Source organism: Allobosea sp. 05T438, assembly GCF_056396025.1.
Map to the genome: position 1 here is coordinate 181,314 of NZ_JBFTKQ010000008.1, position 15,523 is coordinate 196,836.

Consider the following 15,523-nt stretch of genomic DNA (forward strand, 5'->3'; position numbering starts at 1 on the left):
TCCGTCTCCGCCGGTCGCGAATCCCCCCGACATTCGGCCCTGTGAAAAGCGTCGATCCGGTGATCGCGGCGAGGTCCGATGGCTGATATCCCTTTGACGCGCGGCCAGTTCCTGCTGCCCTTCGTCAGCATCCTCGACGATATCGGCGCTCCGACTGAGACGCTTCTGGAGAGGTCGCGGCTGCCATCGTCCCTGGCCGAAAAGAGCGATCTCTACCTGCCGCTCCTGCCGGCGCTGCGTTTCGTCGAGACGGCCCAGAGAAGCCAGGGCATCGAGGATTTCGGCTTTCTCGCGGCCCAGCTGCTGCATTTCTCCCATATGAGAGAAAGGACGCGGGTCCTGATCGCGCATTCTCCGACGCTGCTCGTCGCGCTCCGGCACGCCTGCCACGAGGCATCGCGGGAAGACACCATCCTGAGCATGTGGATCGAACATCACGCCGATCATGTCCGGGTCTGCAGCCGGCTCGCCGGACCCGGGCACCTGCATCTGAAATACGCGCAATGGATCCAGAACATCTTTCCGGTCCATATCATCAGGCAATTCGCCGGGGCCGACTGGATGCCGACGGCGATCGCTTTCGAATCGTCCTATGCGCCGAGCCCGGCGACGCGATCCTGCTGGCCGAATGTGCGGTTCCTGTCGGACCAGCGTTCCGCCTGGATCAGCCTGCCGCTCACCTTGCTCGGCCTCCCCAACCGCATGCCCGCCGCGTTTGCGCCGCCGCGCGACAACGAGGACGGCCGTTCCCCCTACGACATCGTCGAACTGCTCAAGCTGATGCTGCCGGCCTATCTCGACGAGGGAACCACTGCTCTGGCGGACGTCGCCGAAATCGCGGGCGTCAGCAGGCGGACGCTGCAACGCAAGCTCGCCCATGTCGGCCTGTCCTATTCGGACATCCTCGACACGGTCCGGTACGAGAATGCGAGCCGGCTGCTGCGCGACACCGATTGCAGGATCATCGACGTCGCCTTTTCCTCCGGCTACACCGATCCGGCGCATTTCAGCCGCGCTTTCCGCCGGATGACCGGCGTCACGCCGCGCCAGTTCCGCGAGCAGGCGCGGCTCTGCTGAAAGGCGTTTTTCCCTGGGGCGTCTTGCCGATCGGGCGATCGCCGCCGCCCTTGACGCAACGGCCGAAAGGGCAGGCGTCTCAGTATCGACAAGCGTCCGGGTTCCGCTTCCTTCAGGTGCCGGGCCCGGACATTGCGGACGTCCGGAACGGGGCAGTTTCGCGCGTTGGCTGGTGCCTGGCGTCTCGCGCCGCGACCCCCGGTTGAACCTCGCGCCCCCCGGATCGAATTCCCTGAGACAAAATCAATCCGGATGAGGCCTGAGGCGGGTGGAGGCCGGCAGGCTTGACGCTGGTCGGCTTTGCTCTCAATTTGAATTTGAATTCAGATTCAAGTTTTGAGAAAGCTCATGCCTGATATGATGCCGCGACAGCCGCGCAAGGCCGGGAAGCGGGAGGCGATCCTCGCCGCCGCGCGCGGCATTGTTTCGGAGGTTGGCTTCCACGAAACTTCGATTGCCGCAGTGGCCTCCGCCAGCGGCGTCTCCACCGGCAGCGTCTATTCCTATTTCTCGTCCAAGGCCGAGCTGATGGCCGAGATCGTCGCGGCGGTGTCCTCTCGCGAACTGTCCGTGCTGCGCGAGATCGCCGCAAGCGATGCCCCGGTCGCTGAGCGGCTGACCGCCGCGGTCGAGGCCTTCGCCCGTCGCGCCTTCGCCAATCGCCGCCTGGCATGGTCGATGATTGCGGAGCCCGCTGACCCGGCTGTCGACGCGACGCGCCTCGACTATCGCCGCGAGATCGCCGGCATCTTCCGCGCAATCGTTGTGGAAGGCGAAGGGCAGGGCGCTTTCCGTGCCGTCGATCCCGATGCCGCGGCGGCGATGATCGTCGGAGGGTTCATGGAGGCGCTGATCGGCCCGCTCTCGCCCGAACGGCCGATCACCTCGGAACGCGGCCGCGAGATTGCCGCCGCGCTTGCCGATCTCTCCCTCGCAGCGCTGATTTCCCGTGAAGGACAGTCCGCATGACCACGCTCGACGCTTACGGCTACGACACGCATGAGGTGCTGAACCAGGCTCCGGCACTGGCGGATTACGATGCCTTTGCCGCCGATCCGGCGCTCGGACGCATCCTCGACACCTTCGGCGCCGGCTGGTTCCGCGAGCAGGCGAGCGTCGTCGGGGGCCATGTCGGTTCGCAACGCGTGCAGGATCTTGCCCGGCAGGCCAATCGCAGCCTGCCGGAACTGCGCACGCATGATCGCTGGGGCCGACGCGTCGACCAGATCGAGTTCCATCCCGCTTGGCACGAGCTCATGGGGCTCGCCATGCGCGACGAGTTCCATTCGCTGTGCTGGACCAGACCGCGAGCCGGCGCGCAAGTGGCGCGTGCTGCCGTCTCCTATCTCTGGAACCAGGGCGAGAACGGCATCTGCTGCCCGCTCGGCATGACCTATTCGGCGATCCCCGTCCTGCAGCGCGATCCGGCACGCTGGGCCGGGTTCGGCAGGCTGGTCACCTCCTCCGACTACGACGGGCGTCCGCTGCCGGCCGCGCAGAAGCGCGGCGGCACGGTCGGCATGGCGATGACCGAGAAGCAGGGCGGTTCCGACCTTCGCCAGACCCAGACGGTCGCGACGCGCAATGCCGACGGCACCTATTCGCTCACCGGCCATAAATGGTTCTTCTCCGTCCCGCATTCCGACGTGTTCCTGACGTTGGCGCGGACGGAGGAGGGCGTCTCCTGCTTCGTCGTGGCGGGCTGGCTGCCCGACGGCTCGCGCAACCGGCTGCAGATCCAGCGGCTCAAGGACAAATGCGGCAACAAGTCGAACGCCTCCTCGGAAGTCGAATTCCGCGGCGTCATCGCCCATCTGATCGGCGAGCCCGGCCATGGCATCCGCGCCGGGCTGGAGATGAACCATTATACGCGGCTCGATTTCGCCGTCGGCTCGGCCGGGCTGATGCGCCATGCGGTAGCGCAGGCGGCGCACCACACCGCGCACCGCCGCGCCTTCCAGAAGGCTCTGATCGACCAGCCGATCATGGCGAATGTCATCGCCGACCTCGCTCTGGAAGCGGAGGCCTCCGCCTGGCTCGCCTTCCGCTTCGTCCATGCGCTCGACCGCGAGGGCGAGAGCGAGGCGGAGAAGCTCATCGGCCGCATCGGCGCGCCGATCGCCAAATACTGGAACTGCAAGCGCGCCACGCCGGTGGTGGTCGAGGCGCTGGAATGCCATGGCGGCAACGGCTTCATCGAGGACCATCTGATGGCGCGGCTCTATCGCGAGGCGCCGCTCAACGGCATCTGGGAGGGCGCCGGCAACGTCGTCTGCCTCGACGTTCTCCGCTCGATCCGCCGCTATCCGGATTGCGTGCCGGCGCTGCTCGACGAATTGCGCGCGGCGCGCGGCACCGACCCACGCTACGACGCGTTCCTGAACGAGCTGGAGACCGATCTCGTCGACGTTCTCCGCCACGAGCATCTGGCGCGGCGCTTCGTCGAGCGCATGGCGCTGGCGCTGTCGGCCTCGCTGCTGATCCGCCACGCGCCGCATGCGGTGTCCGATGCCTTCATCGCCTCGCGTCTGGCGGGCGGCTGGTCTGGCCATTTCGGCTCGCTGCCGCTGGGAGCCGATCTGCAGGCGATCGCGCGGCGCGCCGTGCCGGACCCGAACTGAGACTTCGACCCGAGACGCATCTTAGGCGTCATGCTCGGGCTTGACCCGAGCATCTCATGCCGAAGGAGGCTCCCGGCGCCTTCTCGTCCAGAGATTCTCGGGTCTGCGCTTCGCTCCGCCCGAGAATGACGTGCGGGCGAAGGTCAAAGCAGCGTCATAGCCGCCAGCACTGCCGCCAGTCCCCACAGCAACCCGCAGGCGCGCCGGTACAGCGCAAGCGCCCGGCGGATGTCGGCGGCGTTCGCTTCGGCGCGGCCATCGCCCATCCAGTGATCCTCGACACGGGTTTTGCCATAGATGCGTGGCCCGGCGAGGCGGAGCCCCAGCGCCCCGGCCATCGCCGCTTCGGGCCAGCCGGCATTGGGCGAGCGGTGCTTCGCTGCATCGCGCCGCAGGGCTCGCCAGGCGCCGCCTGCATCGGCCGACCGGTCGAGCACGGCCGAGGCGACCAGCAGCAGCGCCGTCAGTCGCGAAGCCGGCAGGTTGACGAGGTCGTCGAGCCGAGCCGCCGCCCAGCCGAAGGCGAGATGGCGCGGCGTGCGGTGGCCGATCATCGAATCGGCGGTGTTGATCGCCTTGTAGGCGGCGATACCAGGCAGGCCGCCCGCACCAAGCCAGAAGGCGGGCGCAACGATGCCGTCCGAGAAATTCTCGGCGAGGCTTTCGATCGCCGCGCGCGCAACCCCGGCTTCATCCAGCGTCTGCGGATTGCGCCCGACGATCATCGAGACGGCTCGGCGGCCGCCTTCCAGCCCCTCGCGTTCCAATCCTTCGGCGACGCGGGCGACATGCTCGTAGAGGCTGCGCTGTGCGATCAGAGTCGAGGCGATCAGCGCGAGCGGGATGAGGCCGAGCGGCCCGAAGAACAGGCACAGACGCTGGACCAATGCGGACAATGCGATGGTGACGGCGAGCAACAGCGCCAGCGCCAGCACGCCCATGACCTTTCGCGTGACGAAGGACGAAGCCTCGCGGTTGAGAGCCCGGTCGAGCACGCCGATCAGTTTGCCAATCCAGGTGACGGGATGGCCGATTGCGGCATAGAAGCGCGAGGGATAGCCGAAGGCCGCCTCGATCGCGAGGGCGAGCATGAGTAGCGGCAGGCTGGCGGAGAGGTTCATGCGGGGCGCGGGCGCAATCGTGGCTGAGGACAGCATCTGGCATGGCGGCGATCTCGCCACAGCCCGTGCGCTCTTTCCGGATGCGCCCGGACCCTGGATCGATCTCTCCACCGGGATCAATCCGATCCCCTATCCGCTTCCGGAGCTGCCGTTAAGCCTGTGGACGCGCCTGCCCGGCGCCGATGACGAGGCGGCGCTGATCGCCGCCGCACGCGCGGCCTACCGCGTGCCGGATCACGTCGGCATCGTCGCCGCGCCCGGCACGCAGATCCTCATCGAGCTGCTGCCGCGCCTTGCGCCGTCGGGGCCCGTCGCCATCCTCGGGCCGACCTATGCCGAGCACGGCCATGCCTGGCGCAAGGCGGGCTTCGCGGTCGCCGAGGCGGCCGCGCTGGAAGAGGCCGCGACCATCGTCGTGGTCAATCCGAACAATCCCGATGGGCGCGCGCTGTCGCGGGCAGAACTCGCGGATCTGGCGGCGCTCTGCGCCGCGCGCGGCGGTCTGCTGGTCGTCGACGAAGCCTTCGCCGATTTCACGCCCGAGACCAGCACCGTGCCGGAACTGCCGCCCGGTGCGATCGTGCTGCGCTCCTTCGGCAAGACCTATGGGCTCGCCGGCCTGCGCCTCGGCTTCGCGATCGGCGCAGCCGAACTGATGGCGCGGCTCAGGGCGGCGCTCGGCCCCTGGTCGGTCGCCGGCCCCGCCCTTCAAGTCGGTGCCCAGGCTTTGGCGGATGCCGAATGGCTGGCCAGCGCCGGCCGAGAGCGCGCACGGGATGCCGCGCGTCTCGACGCGTTGCTCGCGCCCCATGGCCGCATCCTCGGCGGCACCAGCCTGTTCCGCCTGCTCGAGACGCCCGCGGCGCCGGCGCTCTTCACGCGCCTCGGCCGCCACGGCATCTATGTCCGCCGTTTCCAGAACGCGCCGGATCGTTTGCGCTTCGGTCTGCCGGGCGACGACGCCGGCTGGTCGCGCCTGCAGACGGCGCTCACCGTCGATGCGCGGGAGGCATCGGCGTAAGCGTGAAGCTTGCATGCGGCGGATGCGGGGACAGGAGCCGGCGCGCCAGCTAACGTCCACCGAAAAGGATTCGGGGAGAGAAAACGCATGGCATTCCTGCCGCCGGAAGGTGAACTGACGATCGGCTTCGCCCACGCCGCCTACCAGCTGGGTGACGAGTTCGCGACGCGCGGACGAGCGGCAGGGAGTTTCGAGGTCCGCAATCTCGACGAATTGCGAGAGCGCGCGCCGGAGGCGGATGTGCTCGTCGTCTCCGGCCTTTGGCGTAACGACCTTCTGCCGCGCCTGCCGAAGCTGCGCTTCATCCAGTCGATCAGCGCCGGCACCGACCAGTTCGACAAGGCGGCGATTGGGGCAGCCGGCATCCGCCTCGCAAGCGCGCAGGGCAGCAATGAACGGGCGGTCGCCGAGCATGCGATGTCGCTGATCCTCGCGCTCACGCGTCAGATACATTTCGCCCGCGACAACCAGGCGAAGCAGCACTGGCGCCCGATGATCGGCGACCGTGCGCTGCGTGAGGACGAGCTTGGCGGCAAGACGCTGGTCGTCGTCGGGCTCGGCCGCATCGGGCTGCGGCTGGCGAAGCTCGCCGCCGCCTTCGACATGCGCGTCATCGGAGTCCGGCGCAGCTCCGAGCCTCAGCCTCATGTCGAGGCCGTCGTCCATCCCGACAAGCTCGCCGAGACGGTCGCGCAAGCCGATTTCGTCACGCTGACCTGCCCGCTGACGCCAGAGACCGAAGGGTTGATCGACGCCCGCATCCTCGCGGCGATGAAGCCTTCGGCCTTCCTGATCAATGTCGCGCGCGGCCGTGTCGTCGACGAGGCGGCGCTGCTCGATGCCCTCGGCAACGGCGGGATCGCGGGTGCCGGGCTCGACTGCGTCCATGAGGAGCCGCTGCCGGCCGCCTCGCCGCTCTGGCGCCTGCCGCAGGTCATCGTCACGCCGCACAGCGCCGGCGAGACCCGCGCCTATGAAGGCAATGTGGTCGATATCCTGCTCGACAATCTCGATCGCCTCGGCCGAGGCGAGACGGCGTTGCGCAACCAGGTCGTCTGACCGGAACAGGGGGCGGCCATGCCCTGGCCCAAGTTCGGACGGCCCGGCGGGCCGTCGCTCATCCTTGCGCTCGGTGTGACGCAGGTCTTCGGCTACGGCGCGCTCTACTACGCCTTCACCGTGCTGGCGCCCCGCATCACCGCGAGCTTCGGCTGGGCGCCGGAATGGACCTATGGCGGCTTCGCGGTCGGTCTCTTCCTCGGTGGCGCGGTCGCGCCCGTCACCGGCAGCCTGATCGACCGCTACGGCACGCGACTGGTGATGACCGCCGGCTCCGCGCTGGCCGGTCTCGCTTTGCTGGCGCTGGCCGAGGCGCGCGGCATGGTCGGGTACGTCCTTGCGATGGTGGCCTTGCAGGCCGTCACCACCGCCGTCTTCTACGATGCCGCCTTCGCGGCGTTGACGCAGGCACGCGGAAGCCAGGCGCGCCGCGCCATCAGCCAGCTCACCTTGATCGGTGGCTTCGCCTCGACCTTGTTCTGGCCGCTCACCAGCAGTCTGCTCGCGATCCTCGACTGGCGTGGCGTGTACCGGCTCTACGGCCTTTCGCAGATCCTCGTCTGCATGCCGCTGCACTTCGTCTTCCTGCCGGGGCGGGTGAAACGGCCGGTCGTCGCGCCGGCCGCTCATGCCGCATCGCCCGTGCCGCAGGAACCGGAAGTGACCTATCTCACGGGCTATGCCCGTCGCCGCGCCTTCCTGCTGCTGGCGCTGGCCTTTTCGCTGCAGGGTTTCGTGGTCTCGGCCATGGCCGTGCATATGCTGGCGCTGCTGGAGGGCTTCGGGCTCAGCGCCGCCGTCGCGGTCGGCCTCGGCGCGATGCTCGGGCCGTCTCAGGTCGCCGGGCGCCTCGCCGAGATGCTGTTCGGCCGCGCGGTCTCGCCGATCACCACCGCCTGGGTCTCGGCCTGGCTGATGCCGTTGGGCCTTGTGCTGCTCCTGATCGGCGGCTCGCTGCCGGTGGCCGCCGGCCTGTTCGCCATCGCCTTCGGCATCAGCATGGGGCTGAGCTCGATCGTGCGCGGCACCGTTCCGCTCCAGCTCTTCGGCCCGGTCGGCTTCGGCGCGACGATGGGCAAGCTCTCGGCGCCCGGCCTCGTCATCAAGGCGGCGGCGCCGCTCGTCTTCGCCGTTTCGCTGCAGCGCGGCGGCGTCATGGTTTCGACGCTGCTGCTGATCGCCGTATCGGCGCTCGCCGCCATCGCGCTTGTCCTGCTGGCGCGCAGCCGGCGCTAGCAGCGGTGCTTGAAAATTCTCGGCCCTCAGGATGAGGGCTCGCAAAGTTGCTTCATTATGAAGGCTCAGGCCAAAAGGCCCTGCCACCAGCGCCGGGCGGTGTCACGGGTGCGAATGGCGAAGCCATAGGCGGCCGAGGCGCGTACCCAGCCCAGCACCTGATCGCGCACGCGCACCACCTGTCCCATGATCCAGGCGAACCAGCGATAGCTCAACAGCTTCTCGCGGCCGGCATGATAGATGCGCTCAACGAAGACGAAGCTCATGAGATGCGCGAAGGCTGTCACGACGAGCCCGGCCCAGAACTGCCCGCGCGCGAACAGCAGCAGGCCGAAGAGCTTCAGCGGTTCGGCGATGGCGAACGGGATCGCCAGCGCCAGCAGGACGAGCGGGCGGGGCAGGTCAGAGACCGTTTCCTCAAGCCTGCGCATGACACGCAGGCCCGCGAGCCGGCGGATCAGCGGCCGGTAGAGCGGCCGCAGCAGCTCGTCGAGGACGATGAAGACGGTGAGGACGGCGCGCAGTGCCGCGAGCAGCCCGCGCTTCAGCGGGCCGCGCTCCGGGGCGGGCGGGGGCGGGAGGTTGTCGGACATCGCAGCCGGATTTATTGGCCCGGATTTATGGCATTTCCGTGCCGCTCGATATCCGCCATGGCGAGAAGCGATGCGACGAAGCAATCTGGCGGCGGCAGAACTCCCGGTCTCCCGGATTGCGCAGCTGCACCTGCAATGAGGTTCCGTTCCGCCCGGTCTAACGGCGCGCATCCTCTTTCAGCATGGCCACGCCCTTCTCGGCGATCATCATCGTCGGGTTGGCGGTATTGCCGGAGGTGATCGTCGGCATCACCGAGGCATCGATGACGCGCAGGCCCGAGACGCCGCGCACGCGCAGCCTTTCGTCCAGCACGGCGCCCGGATCGTCGTCGCCGCCCATCTTCGCCGTGCCGACCGGATGGAAGATCGTGGTGCCGAGCTTGGCGGCGGCTTCGAGCAGGGCTTCGTCCGACTGGGCGCCTTCGCCCGGCAGGTACTCCTCTGGCCGGAAGCGCGCCAGCGGTGCCTGCGCCACGATCCGGCGCGTCAGCTTCAGCGCGTCGATCGCGACCTGCCGGTCTTCCTCGGTATCGAGGTAGTTCGGCGAGATCGCGGGGGGGCCGAACGGATCGGCGGAGCGCAGATGGACGTTGCCGCGGCTCGTCGGCCTGAGATTGCAGACGCTGGCGGTGAAGGCGTCGAAGGGGTGCAGGCCCGAGCCCCAGCTGTCGAGCGAGAGCGGCTGGAAATGGTACTGCAGGTTTGCCGTCGCATAATGCGGCGCGGATTTGGCGAAGGCGCCGACCTGCGAGGGCGCCATCGTCAGCGGGCCGGAACGCAAAGCCGCCCATTGCAGCGCCATCAGCGGCCGGCGCCAGATCCTGGCATAGTCGCTGTTCAGCGTCTTGACGCCGTGGACCTTGTAGACCGGCCGGATCTGCAGATGGTCCTGCAGGTTCTCGCCGACGCCGGGCGCGTCGACCAGTGTTTCGATGCCGAGGCTGTGCAGCCGTGCCCCGCCGCCGATGCCGGAGCGTTCGAGCAGGAGAGGGGAGGCGACGGCGCCCGCCGACAGCACGACTTCGCCGCGGACCTCGACCCTGAGCTTCTCCTCGCTCGGAGTGCCCTGGCCATGGGTGAACTCGATCGCCTTCGCCCGGCCGTCCTCGAAGACGATGCGCTCGACATGAACGCGCGTCTCGAGCCTGAGATTGGTCCGGTCGCGCTGTTCGAGCAGCGGCTTCAGGAAGGCGCGATAGGCGCTCAGGCGTCGCCCGCGCCGCTGGTTCACCTGGAAATAGGAGGAGCCTTCGTTGTCGCCGGTATTGAAGTCCGGGATCTTGGCGATGCCGGCGGCCTCGGCCGCGTCGCGGATGGCATCGAGGATAGCCCAGCGCACACGCGGATGCTCGACGCGCCATTCTCCGCCCGCCTTGTGCATCCCGCCGGGCGGCGGCGCGATATGGTCTTCGTGCTTGAGGAAATAGGGCAGCACGTCGTCCCAGCCCCAGCCGCTGAGGCCGCGCTGGCGCCAGCCCTCATAGTCGGCCGCCTGGCCGCGCATATAGACCATGGCGTTGATCGCCGAGGAGCCGCCGACCACCTTGCCGCGCGGATAGGCCAGGGCCCGGCCGCCGAGCCCGGGCTGCGGCTCGGTCTGGAACAGCCAGTCGGCGCGGGGATTGCCGATGGCGAAGAGATAGCCCACCGGGATGTGGAGCCAGATCCAGTCGTCGTTGCCGCCGGCTTCGAGGACGAGGACCTTGGTCTCGGGATCGGCCGCCAGCCGATTGGCGACGACGCAGCCGGCCGAGCCCGCACCGATGACGACGTAGTCGAAGGTGCCGATCAGGCGGCGGTCGGTCGAAGGCGTATCTGGCATGGCGTTTCCAAGGGCTTAGCTGCGAACCCGCCTGTTCGCCGGCGGTGGAGGTGCAATCTGGCATAGGTCGGAACGCTGTGTCAGCGCGCGGATATGCACATCCGTGCTGCTTCTCTGCGGCTCATCTGGGCCTGAAAGCCGATCACGGGTCGCCGCGCTGAAAACCGGGTGAAGTTCTCGCACTGATATCGGAACGGACTGCGGCATACTTGTCATCGCCGCGAGGATGTGGCCGAAGGTGGGATTGCTAGGCGTTCGCATGCGTCCTTTTCGCAAGGAGCGGCAAGACGCGCCCGGCATCGAAGCTCCAGCTGCCGTCCGTCCGAGAATGAGCGATATGAATGAAATTCTGCCGGATGAGGCGGCGAAGAAGCTGCTGCAGCGCGTGCTGGACCGTAGCTTCCGGGTTGGGATCATCGGCCTGGGGTATGTCGGCGTCCCGCTCGCCTTGGCTGCTCTGCGTGCCGGCTTCGACGTGCTCGGTTTCGACATCAACTCTGCACGCGTGTCCGAGCTCAACGCGGGCAGAACCGGGATCAAGCATATTCAGGCCGAGGATCTCGCCGCGGCCGCGAGGGCGGGGCGCTTTCTCGCCACGGACGACTTTTCGCGGCTGGACGAGCCAGACGGCCTTATCATCTGCGTTCCGACCCCGCTCACGCGCCACCGCGAGCCGGATCTGAGCTTCGTCGTCCAGACGGCGGAAACCATCGCGGGACGTTTGCGGAAGGGGCAATTCATCGCGCTGGAATCCACCACCTACCCGGGTACGACCGAGGAAGTCCTCAAGCCGATCCTCGAACGAACCGGGTTGAAGAGCGGCACGGATTTTTACTTGGCCTTCTCGCCCGAACGCGAAGATCCGGGCAATCCGCGTTTTGGAACCGCCTCGATACCCAAGGTCGTCGGAGGCGACGGCCCCGAGGCGCTCGCGATAGCGCAGGCCCTGTATGGCGAGCTCGTCGTCCAGACCGTGCCGGTCTCGTCGACCTCCGTGGCCGAAGCCGTGAAGCTGACCGAGAACATCTTTCGCTCGGTCAATATTGCGCTCGTCAATGAGCTGAAATCGATCTACGCGGCCATGGGCATCGATATCTGGGAGGTTATCGATGCCGCCAAGACCAAACCGTTCGGCTTCATGCCGTTCTATCCCGGCCCGGGGCTGGGCGGGCACTGCATCCCGATCGATCCTTTCTATCTTTCATGGAAGGCCCGGGAATACGGGATCACGGCGCGCTTCATCGAGCTGGCAGGCGAAATCAACACGGCGATGCCGCATCTGGTTGTCGAACGACTCGCGCACGGTCTGGATCAGCATTTCGCGCGCGGACTGAACGGAGCGCGGATTCTCGTCATCGGCGCCGCCTACAAGAAGAATGTTGACGATATGCGCGAAAGCCCTTCATTGCGCCTGATCGAGCTGATCGAGCAACGCGGCGCCCAGGCATCCTATCACGACCCGCATGTTCCGATCATTCCGCAGACCAGGGAGCATGGCGGCCTTGCCGGGCGCCGATCCATTGATCTCGCTCCCGGCACGATCGGCGATTTCGATGCCGTTCTCATCGCTACCGACCACGACGCTGTCGATTACAAGAGGCTCGTCGCAGAAGCGCGGCTGGTTATAGACACGCGTAACGCTTGCGAACGGAACGGCGCCTCTGCAGCCAACGTGATCAAGGCCTGACCCGCGCTTTGAGGACGGCGGTGGTATGATAGGCAGGCAGCTGGGTTGATCTGCGTTGGCTTCTCGCCCCGACAGCCGGGCAGGGTCGCCGGAGCGAGCATTGCTCTGCGGCTATGGCCTGCGCGATAAGCGATGGCCGTGTTTTCGGCGTCCGAGCCTAACGGAGTCTCCATGACTTTCCGCAACATCCATTCGCACGGTCTCGTCCGGATCGCCTGCGCCGCGCCGCGGCTGAAGGTGGCCGATCCGGCTTTCAACGTGGCCGAGACGATTGCGATGCTGCGGCGGGCGGACGAGAGCGGGGCGTCGCTGACCCTGTTCCCGGAACTCGGCATCAGCGCCTATGCCATCGACGACCTGCTGCAGCAGAATGCGTTGCTCGATGCCGTGCGCGAGGCCTTGGGGCACCTCGTCGCGGAGAGTCGCGCGCTGCGCGGCGTCGTCGTGGTCGGCGCGCCGCTGCGGGTCGAGGGGCGGCTGTTCAACTGCGCCGTCGCGATCCATCGCGGGCGCATCCTCGCTGCCGTGCCCAAGACCTATCTGCCGAACTATCGCGAGTTCTACGAGCGCCGGCAGTTCGCCTCGGGCGAGCGGGCGGGCGCGCTCTATATCGATCTCTGCGGCCAGGAAGTGCCGTTCGGCACGGATATCCTGCTGGCCGCGGCCGATATCCCGGACTTCGTGGTGCATATGGAGATCTGCGAGGACGTCTGGACGCCGATCCCGCCATCGTCCTACGCCGCGCTCGCCGGGGCGACCGTGCTGCTCAACCTCTCGGCCTCCAACGTCACCATCGGCAAGTCGGACTGGCGCCACGCACTCTGCAAGGCCCATTCCGGCCGCTGCATCGCGGCCTATGCCTATTCCGCCGCGGGCACCGGCGAGTCGACCACCGACCTCGCCTGGGACGGGCAGGCGATGATCTACGAGAACGGCGCGCTGCTGGCCGAGGCGGAGCGCTTCGCCGCCGAGCCGCAACTCATCCTCGCCGATATCGATCTCGAACGGCTGGCGATGGACCGCATCCGCCAGAACACCTTCGGCGACAGCGCCGATGTGAACCGCGACCGGCTCGGCTTCCGTCGCATCGACTTCACGCTGGAGCCGGATCGCGACAACGATCTCGGATTGGCCCGCACCGTCGAGCGCTTCCCCTTCGTGCCGAGCGACGATGCCAGACTGAACGAGCTCTGCTTCGAGGCCTACAACATCCAGTCGCATGGGCTGCGCAAGCGGCTGGAGAGCACGCGGCTCGACAAGGTCGTGATCGGCGTCTCCGGCGGGCTCGATTCGACGCAGGCGCTGATCGTCGCCGCCCACACCTTCGACGAGCTGGGCCTGCCTCGCGAAAACATCCTCGCCTATACGCTGCCGGCCTTCGCGACGAGCAAGGACACCAAGGACAACGCCTGGCGATTGATGCGGGCGCTTGGCGTCAGTGCCGAGGAAATCGACATGACGCCGGCCTGCCGGCAGATGCTGATCGATATCGGCCATCCCTTCGCCAAGGGCGAGCCGGTCTACGATATCACCTTCGAGAACGTGCAAGCGGGCGCCCGCACCTCCGTGCTCTTCCGCCTCGCAAACCGGCACAACGCGCTGGTGATGGGCACCGGCGACCTCTCGGAGCTGGCGCTCGGCTGGTGCACCTATGGCGTCGGCGATCACATGTCGCATTACAATGTCAACGGCTCGGTGCCGAAGACGCTGATCCAGCACCTGATCCGTTGGGTCGCGCAGTCCGGCCGCTTCGGCTCCGAGGCCTCGGATGTCATGCTCGACATCCTCGCGACCGAGATCTCGCCCGAGCTGGTGCCGGGCGATGGCGACAAGCCGGCGCAGAAGACCGAGGATTTCGTCGGCCCCTATGCGCTGCAGGATTTCAACCTGTTCTACACGACGCGCTACGGCTTCCGGCCGAGCAAGATCGCCTTCCTTTCCGAGCATGCCTGGCGCGATGCCTCCGCCGGGGACTGGCCACCGAACATGGAAGCCGGCAAGCGCGTCGCCTACGATCTGCCGGTGATCAAGCGCTGGCTCGGCGTCTTCATCCGGCGCTTCTTCGAGACCAGCCAGTTCAAGCGCTCGGCCATGCCCAACGGCCCGAAGGTCTCCTCCGGCGGCTCGCTCTCGCCACGCGGCGACTGGCGCGCGCCGAGCGACGCCTCCGCCGCGCCCTGGCTGAAGGATTGGGAGCGGATTCCGGATTGAGCGAGAGGGTTTAGTTCGTCGGGCACGCTCCCAGCGCAAGCGGCGAGGTCCGTAACGTCAGATCCCGATCCAAGTGGGGCCTTAAGCATGTCCGCTTTCGGTTGTCGCCGTCGTGCCTGCTATCATGTGATAGAAACCCGGTACGACGACACGCCTTCGCAGATTGTCCCAAGGGGCAGCCTTGCAGCTTCGAGGTCGTGCGAATGGCAGGCGAAAGCGGGCTGTCCGAAGAAGAAATCTGGCTCTGGTTCCGGAATGCAACGATGGAGTTCGCCGTGCTGAAACGATGCCTCACCGTGGTGTTCATCCTTCTCGGGCCAGTCGGTTGTGTCACGCAAGATACCGTTCCCAGCAAAAGAGCGGATGGGCCAGCCTACATGCTGCCAGGCGTTGGCGCGCCCGCACGTCAGACGGACATGTTTGGGAATGCCTTTCGTTAGTTGAAGAAGGCGCCTCTCACCCGTTCGCCGGGATCGTGAATGCCTCCCACAGAGCGTTCAAGGGACCGCGCAATTATGATCAGTGAGGTGCGGCAGCCCGGCTTTCCGGGTGAGCGCGCCGCCCTTCTTGGCCGATTGACCCCGAGCGGCAGCGTCAGCTTTCGAGCAAGTCCTCTCGGCCGGCTCCCCACCCGGAGCGGCAGTTGACGAGCGAGCGCGAGCAATGCTGCAATCCGTAGCCAATCAAAACGGAGACGCCGGTGCATTCGGCCGCGCAGATTTATCAGCGACAGCAAGGTTAGACGATCCCGCTTCGTCTAACGGTAGGACGTCAGATTTTGGCTCTGAAAATTGTGGTTCGAATCCATAAGCGGGAACCACCTGGAAAAAATCGTCAGACAGCGCTCGCTGTTTCCGCTCCCCAGCCATCCTCGCCCTTCGGGCTCACGATTGAACCGCGGTCCAGCCAGCGCCAGAAGAGAACATTCAACCAATGCCGGGAGGCCGACAGTCGCGGCATCTGCAACAGCAGAAATATGATGAGGTACCGCTGCCTTCGGGGCTCATTACCGATCGAATTCGGCATTCTGAATGATCCGCATTCGCGGAAGGCCACAGCAGATCAGCAACCTCGG

11 protein-coding genes and 1 tRNA gene are annotated in these 15,523 nt (G+C 66.9%); 9 read left to right on the forward strand and 3 right to left on the reverse strand.

Annotation, left to right across the window (positions count from 1 at the left end; genetic code table 11):
* Positions 1–78: 78 nt before the first annotated feature.
* From AC1DIN_RS17835 to AC1DIN_RS17845, 3 genes are all read left to right on the forward strand, one after another.
* Positions 79–1,077, forward strand: a complete 999-nt coding sequence (locus tag AC1DIN_RS17835; protein ID WP_476810755.1) for a helix-turn-helix transcriptional regulator — start codon at positions 79–81, stop codon at positions 1,075–1,077.
* Positions 1,078–1,425: 348 nt separating this feature from the next.
* Positions 1,426–2,046 (forward strand): TetR/AcrR family transcriptional regulator, encoded by a 621-nt coding sequence (locus AC1DIN_RS17840; protein WP_476810756.1) that lies wholly within the window; start codon positions 1,426–1,428, stop codon positions 2,044–2,046.
* Positions 2,043–3,698 (forward strand): acyl-CoA dehydrogenase family protein, encoded by a 1,656-nt coding sequence (locus tag AC1DIN_RS17845; protein WP_476810757.1) that lies wholly within the window; start codon positions 2,043–2,045, stop codon positions 3,696–3,698. Before AC1DIN_RS17840 ends, AC1DIN_RS17845 begins: the two co-directional genes overlap by 4 nt.
* Positions 3,699–3,841: 143 nt before the next feature.
* On the opposite strand, the gene cbiB is transcribed toward AC1DIN_RS17845, so the two are convergent.
* Positions 3,842–4,819 carry an adenosylcobinamide-phosphate synthase CbiB gene (gene cbiB, locus AC1DIN_RS17850; RefSeq protein WP_476810758.1) on the reverse strand — a complete coding sequence of 326 codons (978 nt, stop codon included), beginning with the start codon at positions 4,817–4,819 and terminating at the stop codon, positions 3,842–3,844.
* Between cbiB and cobD the strand changes: the two genes are divergently transcribed.
* From cobD to AC1DIN_RS17865, 3 genes are all read left to right on the forward strand, one after another.
* The gene (cobD, locus tag AC1DIN_RS17855; protein WP_476810759.1) at positions 4,818–5,840 is read left to right on the forward strand and encodes a threonine-phosphate decarboxylase CobD; all 1,023 of its coding nucleotides are present in this window, start codon (positions 4,818–4,820) and stop codon (positions 5,838–5,840) included. The two genes, cbiB and cobD, sit on opposite strands and share 2 nt — an antisense overlap.
* Positions 5,841–5,927: 87 nt before the next feature.
* The gene (locus tag AC1DIN_RS17860; RefSeq protein ID WP_441473434.1) at positions 5,928–6,899 is read left to right on the forward strand and encodes a D-2-hydroxyacid dehydrogenase; all 972 of its coding nucleotides are present in this window, start codon (positions 5,928–5,930) and stop codon (positions 6,897–6,899) included.
* A gap of 18 nt (positions 6,900–6,917) precedes the next feature.
* Positions 6,918–8,135, forward strand: a complete 1,218-nt coding sequence (locus tag AC1DIN_RS17865; protein ID WP_476810760.1) for an MFS transporter — start codon at positions 6,918–6,920, stop codon at positions 8,133–8,135.
* Between the two features lie 65 nt (positions 8,136–8,200).
* Here AC1DIN_RS17865 and AC1DIN_RS17870 read toward each other — a convergent pair whose 3' ends face one another.
* Positions 8,201–8,728 (reverse strand): hypothetical protein, encoded by a 528-nt coding sequence (locus AC1DIN_RS17870; protein WP_476810761.1) that lies wholly within the window; start codon positions 8,726–8,728, stop codon positions 8,201–8,203.
* 157 nt (positions 8,729–8,885) lie between these two features.
* Positions 8,886–10,550 (reverse strand): GMC family oxidoreductase, encoded by a 1,665-nt coding sequence (locus tag AC1DIN_RS17875; protein WP_476810762.1) that lies wholly within the window; start codon positions 10,548–10,550, stop codon positions 8,886–8,888.
* 337 nt (positions 10,551–10,887) lie between these two features.
* Between AC1DIN_RS17875 and AC1DIN_RS17880 the strand changes: the two genes are divergently transcribed.
* The 3 genes from AC1DIN_RS17880 (at position 10,888) to AC1DIN_RS17890 (ending at position 15,268) form a co-directional block, all read left to right on the forward strand.
* Positions 10,888–12,237, forward strand: coding sequence for a nucleotide sugar dehydrogenase (locus AC1DIN_RS17880; protein WP_441473430.1), 1,350 nt, complete (start codon positions 10,888–10,890; stop codon positions 12,235–12,237).
* A gap of 171 nt (positions 12,238–12,408) precedes the next feature.
* A complete protein-coding gene (locus AC1DIN_RS17885; protein WP_476767084.1) occupies positions 12,409–14,448 on the forward strand; it encodes an NAD(+) synthase in 2,040 nt (679 codons plus the stop codon).
* A gap of 746 nt (positions 14,449–15,194) precedes the next feature.
* Positions 15,195–15,268 (forward strand) — tRNA-Gln (locus tag AC1DIN_RS17890).
* Positions 15,269–15,523 lie beyond the last annotated feature (255 nt).

What these genes read in the sequence shown, in the direction of transcription:
- AC1DIN_RS17835 (WP_476810755.1), top strand. Translation starts at nt 79, where the DNA reads ATGGCTGATATCCCTTTGACGCGCGGCCAGTTCCTGCTGCCCTTCGTC.
- AC1DIN_RS17840 (WP_476810756.1), top strand. Translation starts at nt 1,426, where the DNA reads ATGCCTGATATGATGCCGCGACAGCCGCGCAAGGCCGGGAAGCGGGAG.
- AC1DIN_RS17845 (WP_476810757.1), top strand. Translation starts at nt 2,043, where the DNA reads ATGACCACGCTCGACGCTTACGGCTACGACACGCATGAGGTGCTGAAC.
- cobD (WP_476810759.1), top strand. Translation starts at nt 4,818, where the DNA reads ATGCGGGGCGCGGGCGCAATCGTGGCTGAGGACAGCATCTGGCATGGC.
- cbiB (WP_476810758.1), bottom strand. Translation starts at nt 4,819, where the DNA reads ATGAACCTCTCCGCCAGCCTGCCGCTACTCATGCTCGCCCTCGCGATC.
- AC1DIN_RS17860 (WP_441473434.1), top strand. Translation starts at nt 5,928, where the DNA reads ATGGCATTCCTGCCGCCGGAAGGTGAACTGACGATCGGCTTCGCCCAC.
- AC1DIN_RS17865 (WP_476810760.1), top strand. Translation starts at nt 6,918, where the DNA reads ATGCCCTGGCCCAAGTTCGGACGGCCCGGCGGGCCGTCGCTCATCCTT.
- AC1DIN_RS17870 (WP_476810761.1), bottom strand. Translation starts at nt 8,728, where the DNA reads ATGTCCGACAACCTCCCGCCCCCGCCCGCCCCGGAGCGCGGCCCGCTG.
- AC1DIN_RS17875 (WP_476810762.1), bottom strand. Translation starts at nt 10,550, where the DNA reads ATGCCAGATACGCCTTCGACCGACCGCCGCCTGATCGGCACCTTCGAC.
- AC1DIN_RS17880 (WP_441473430.1), top strand. Translation starts at nt 10,888, where the DNA reads ATGAATGAAATTCTGCCGGATGAGGCGGCGAAGAAGCTGCTGCAGCGC.
- AC1DIN_RS17885 (WP_476767084.1), top strand. Translation starts at nt 12,409, where the DNA reads ATGACTTTCCGCAACATCCATTCGCACGGTCTCGTCCGGATCGCCTGC.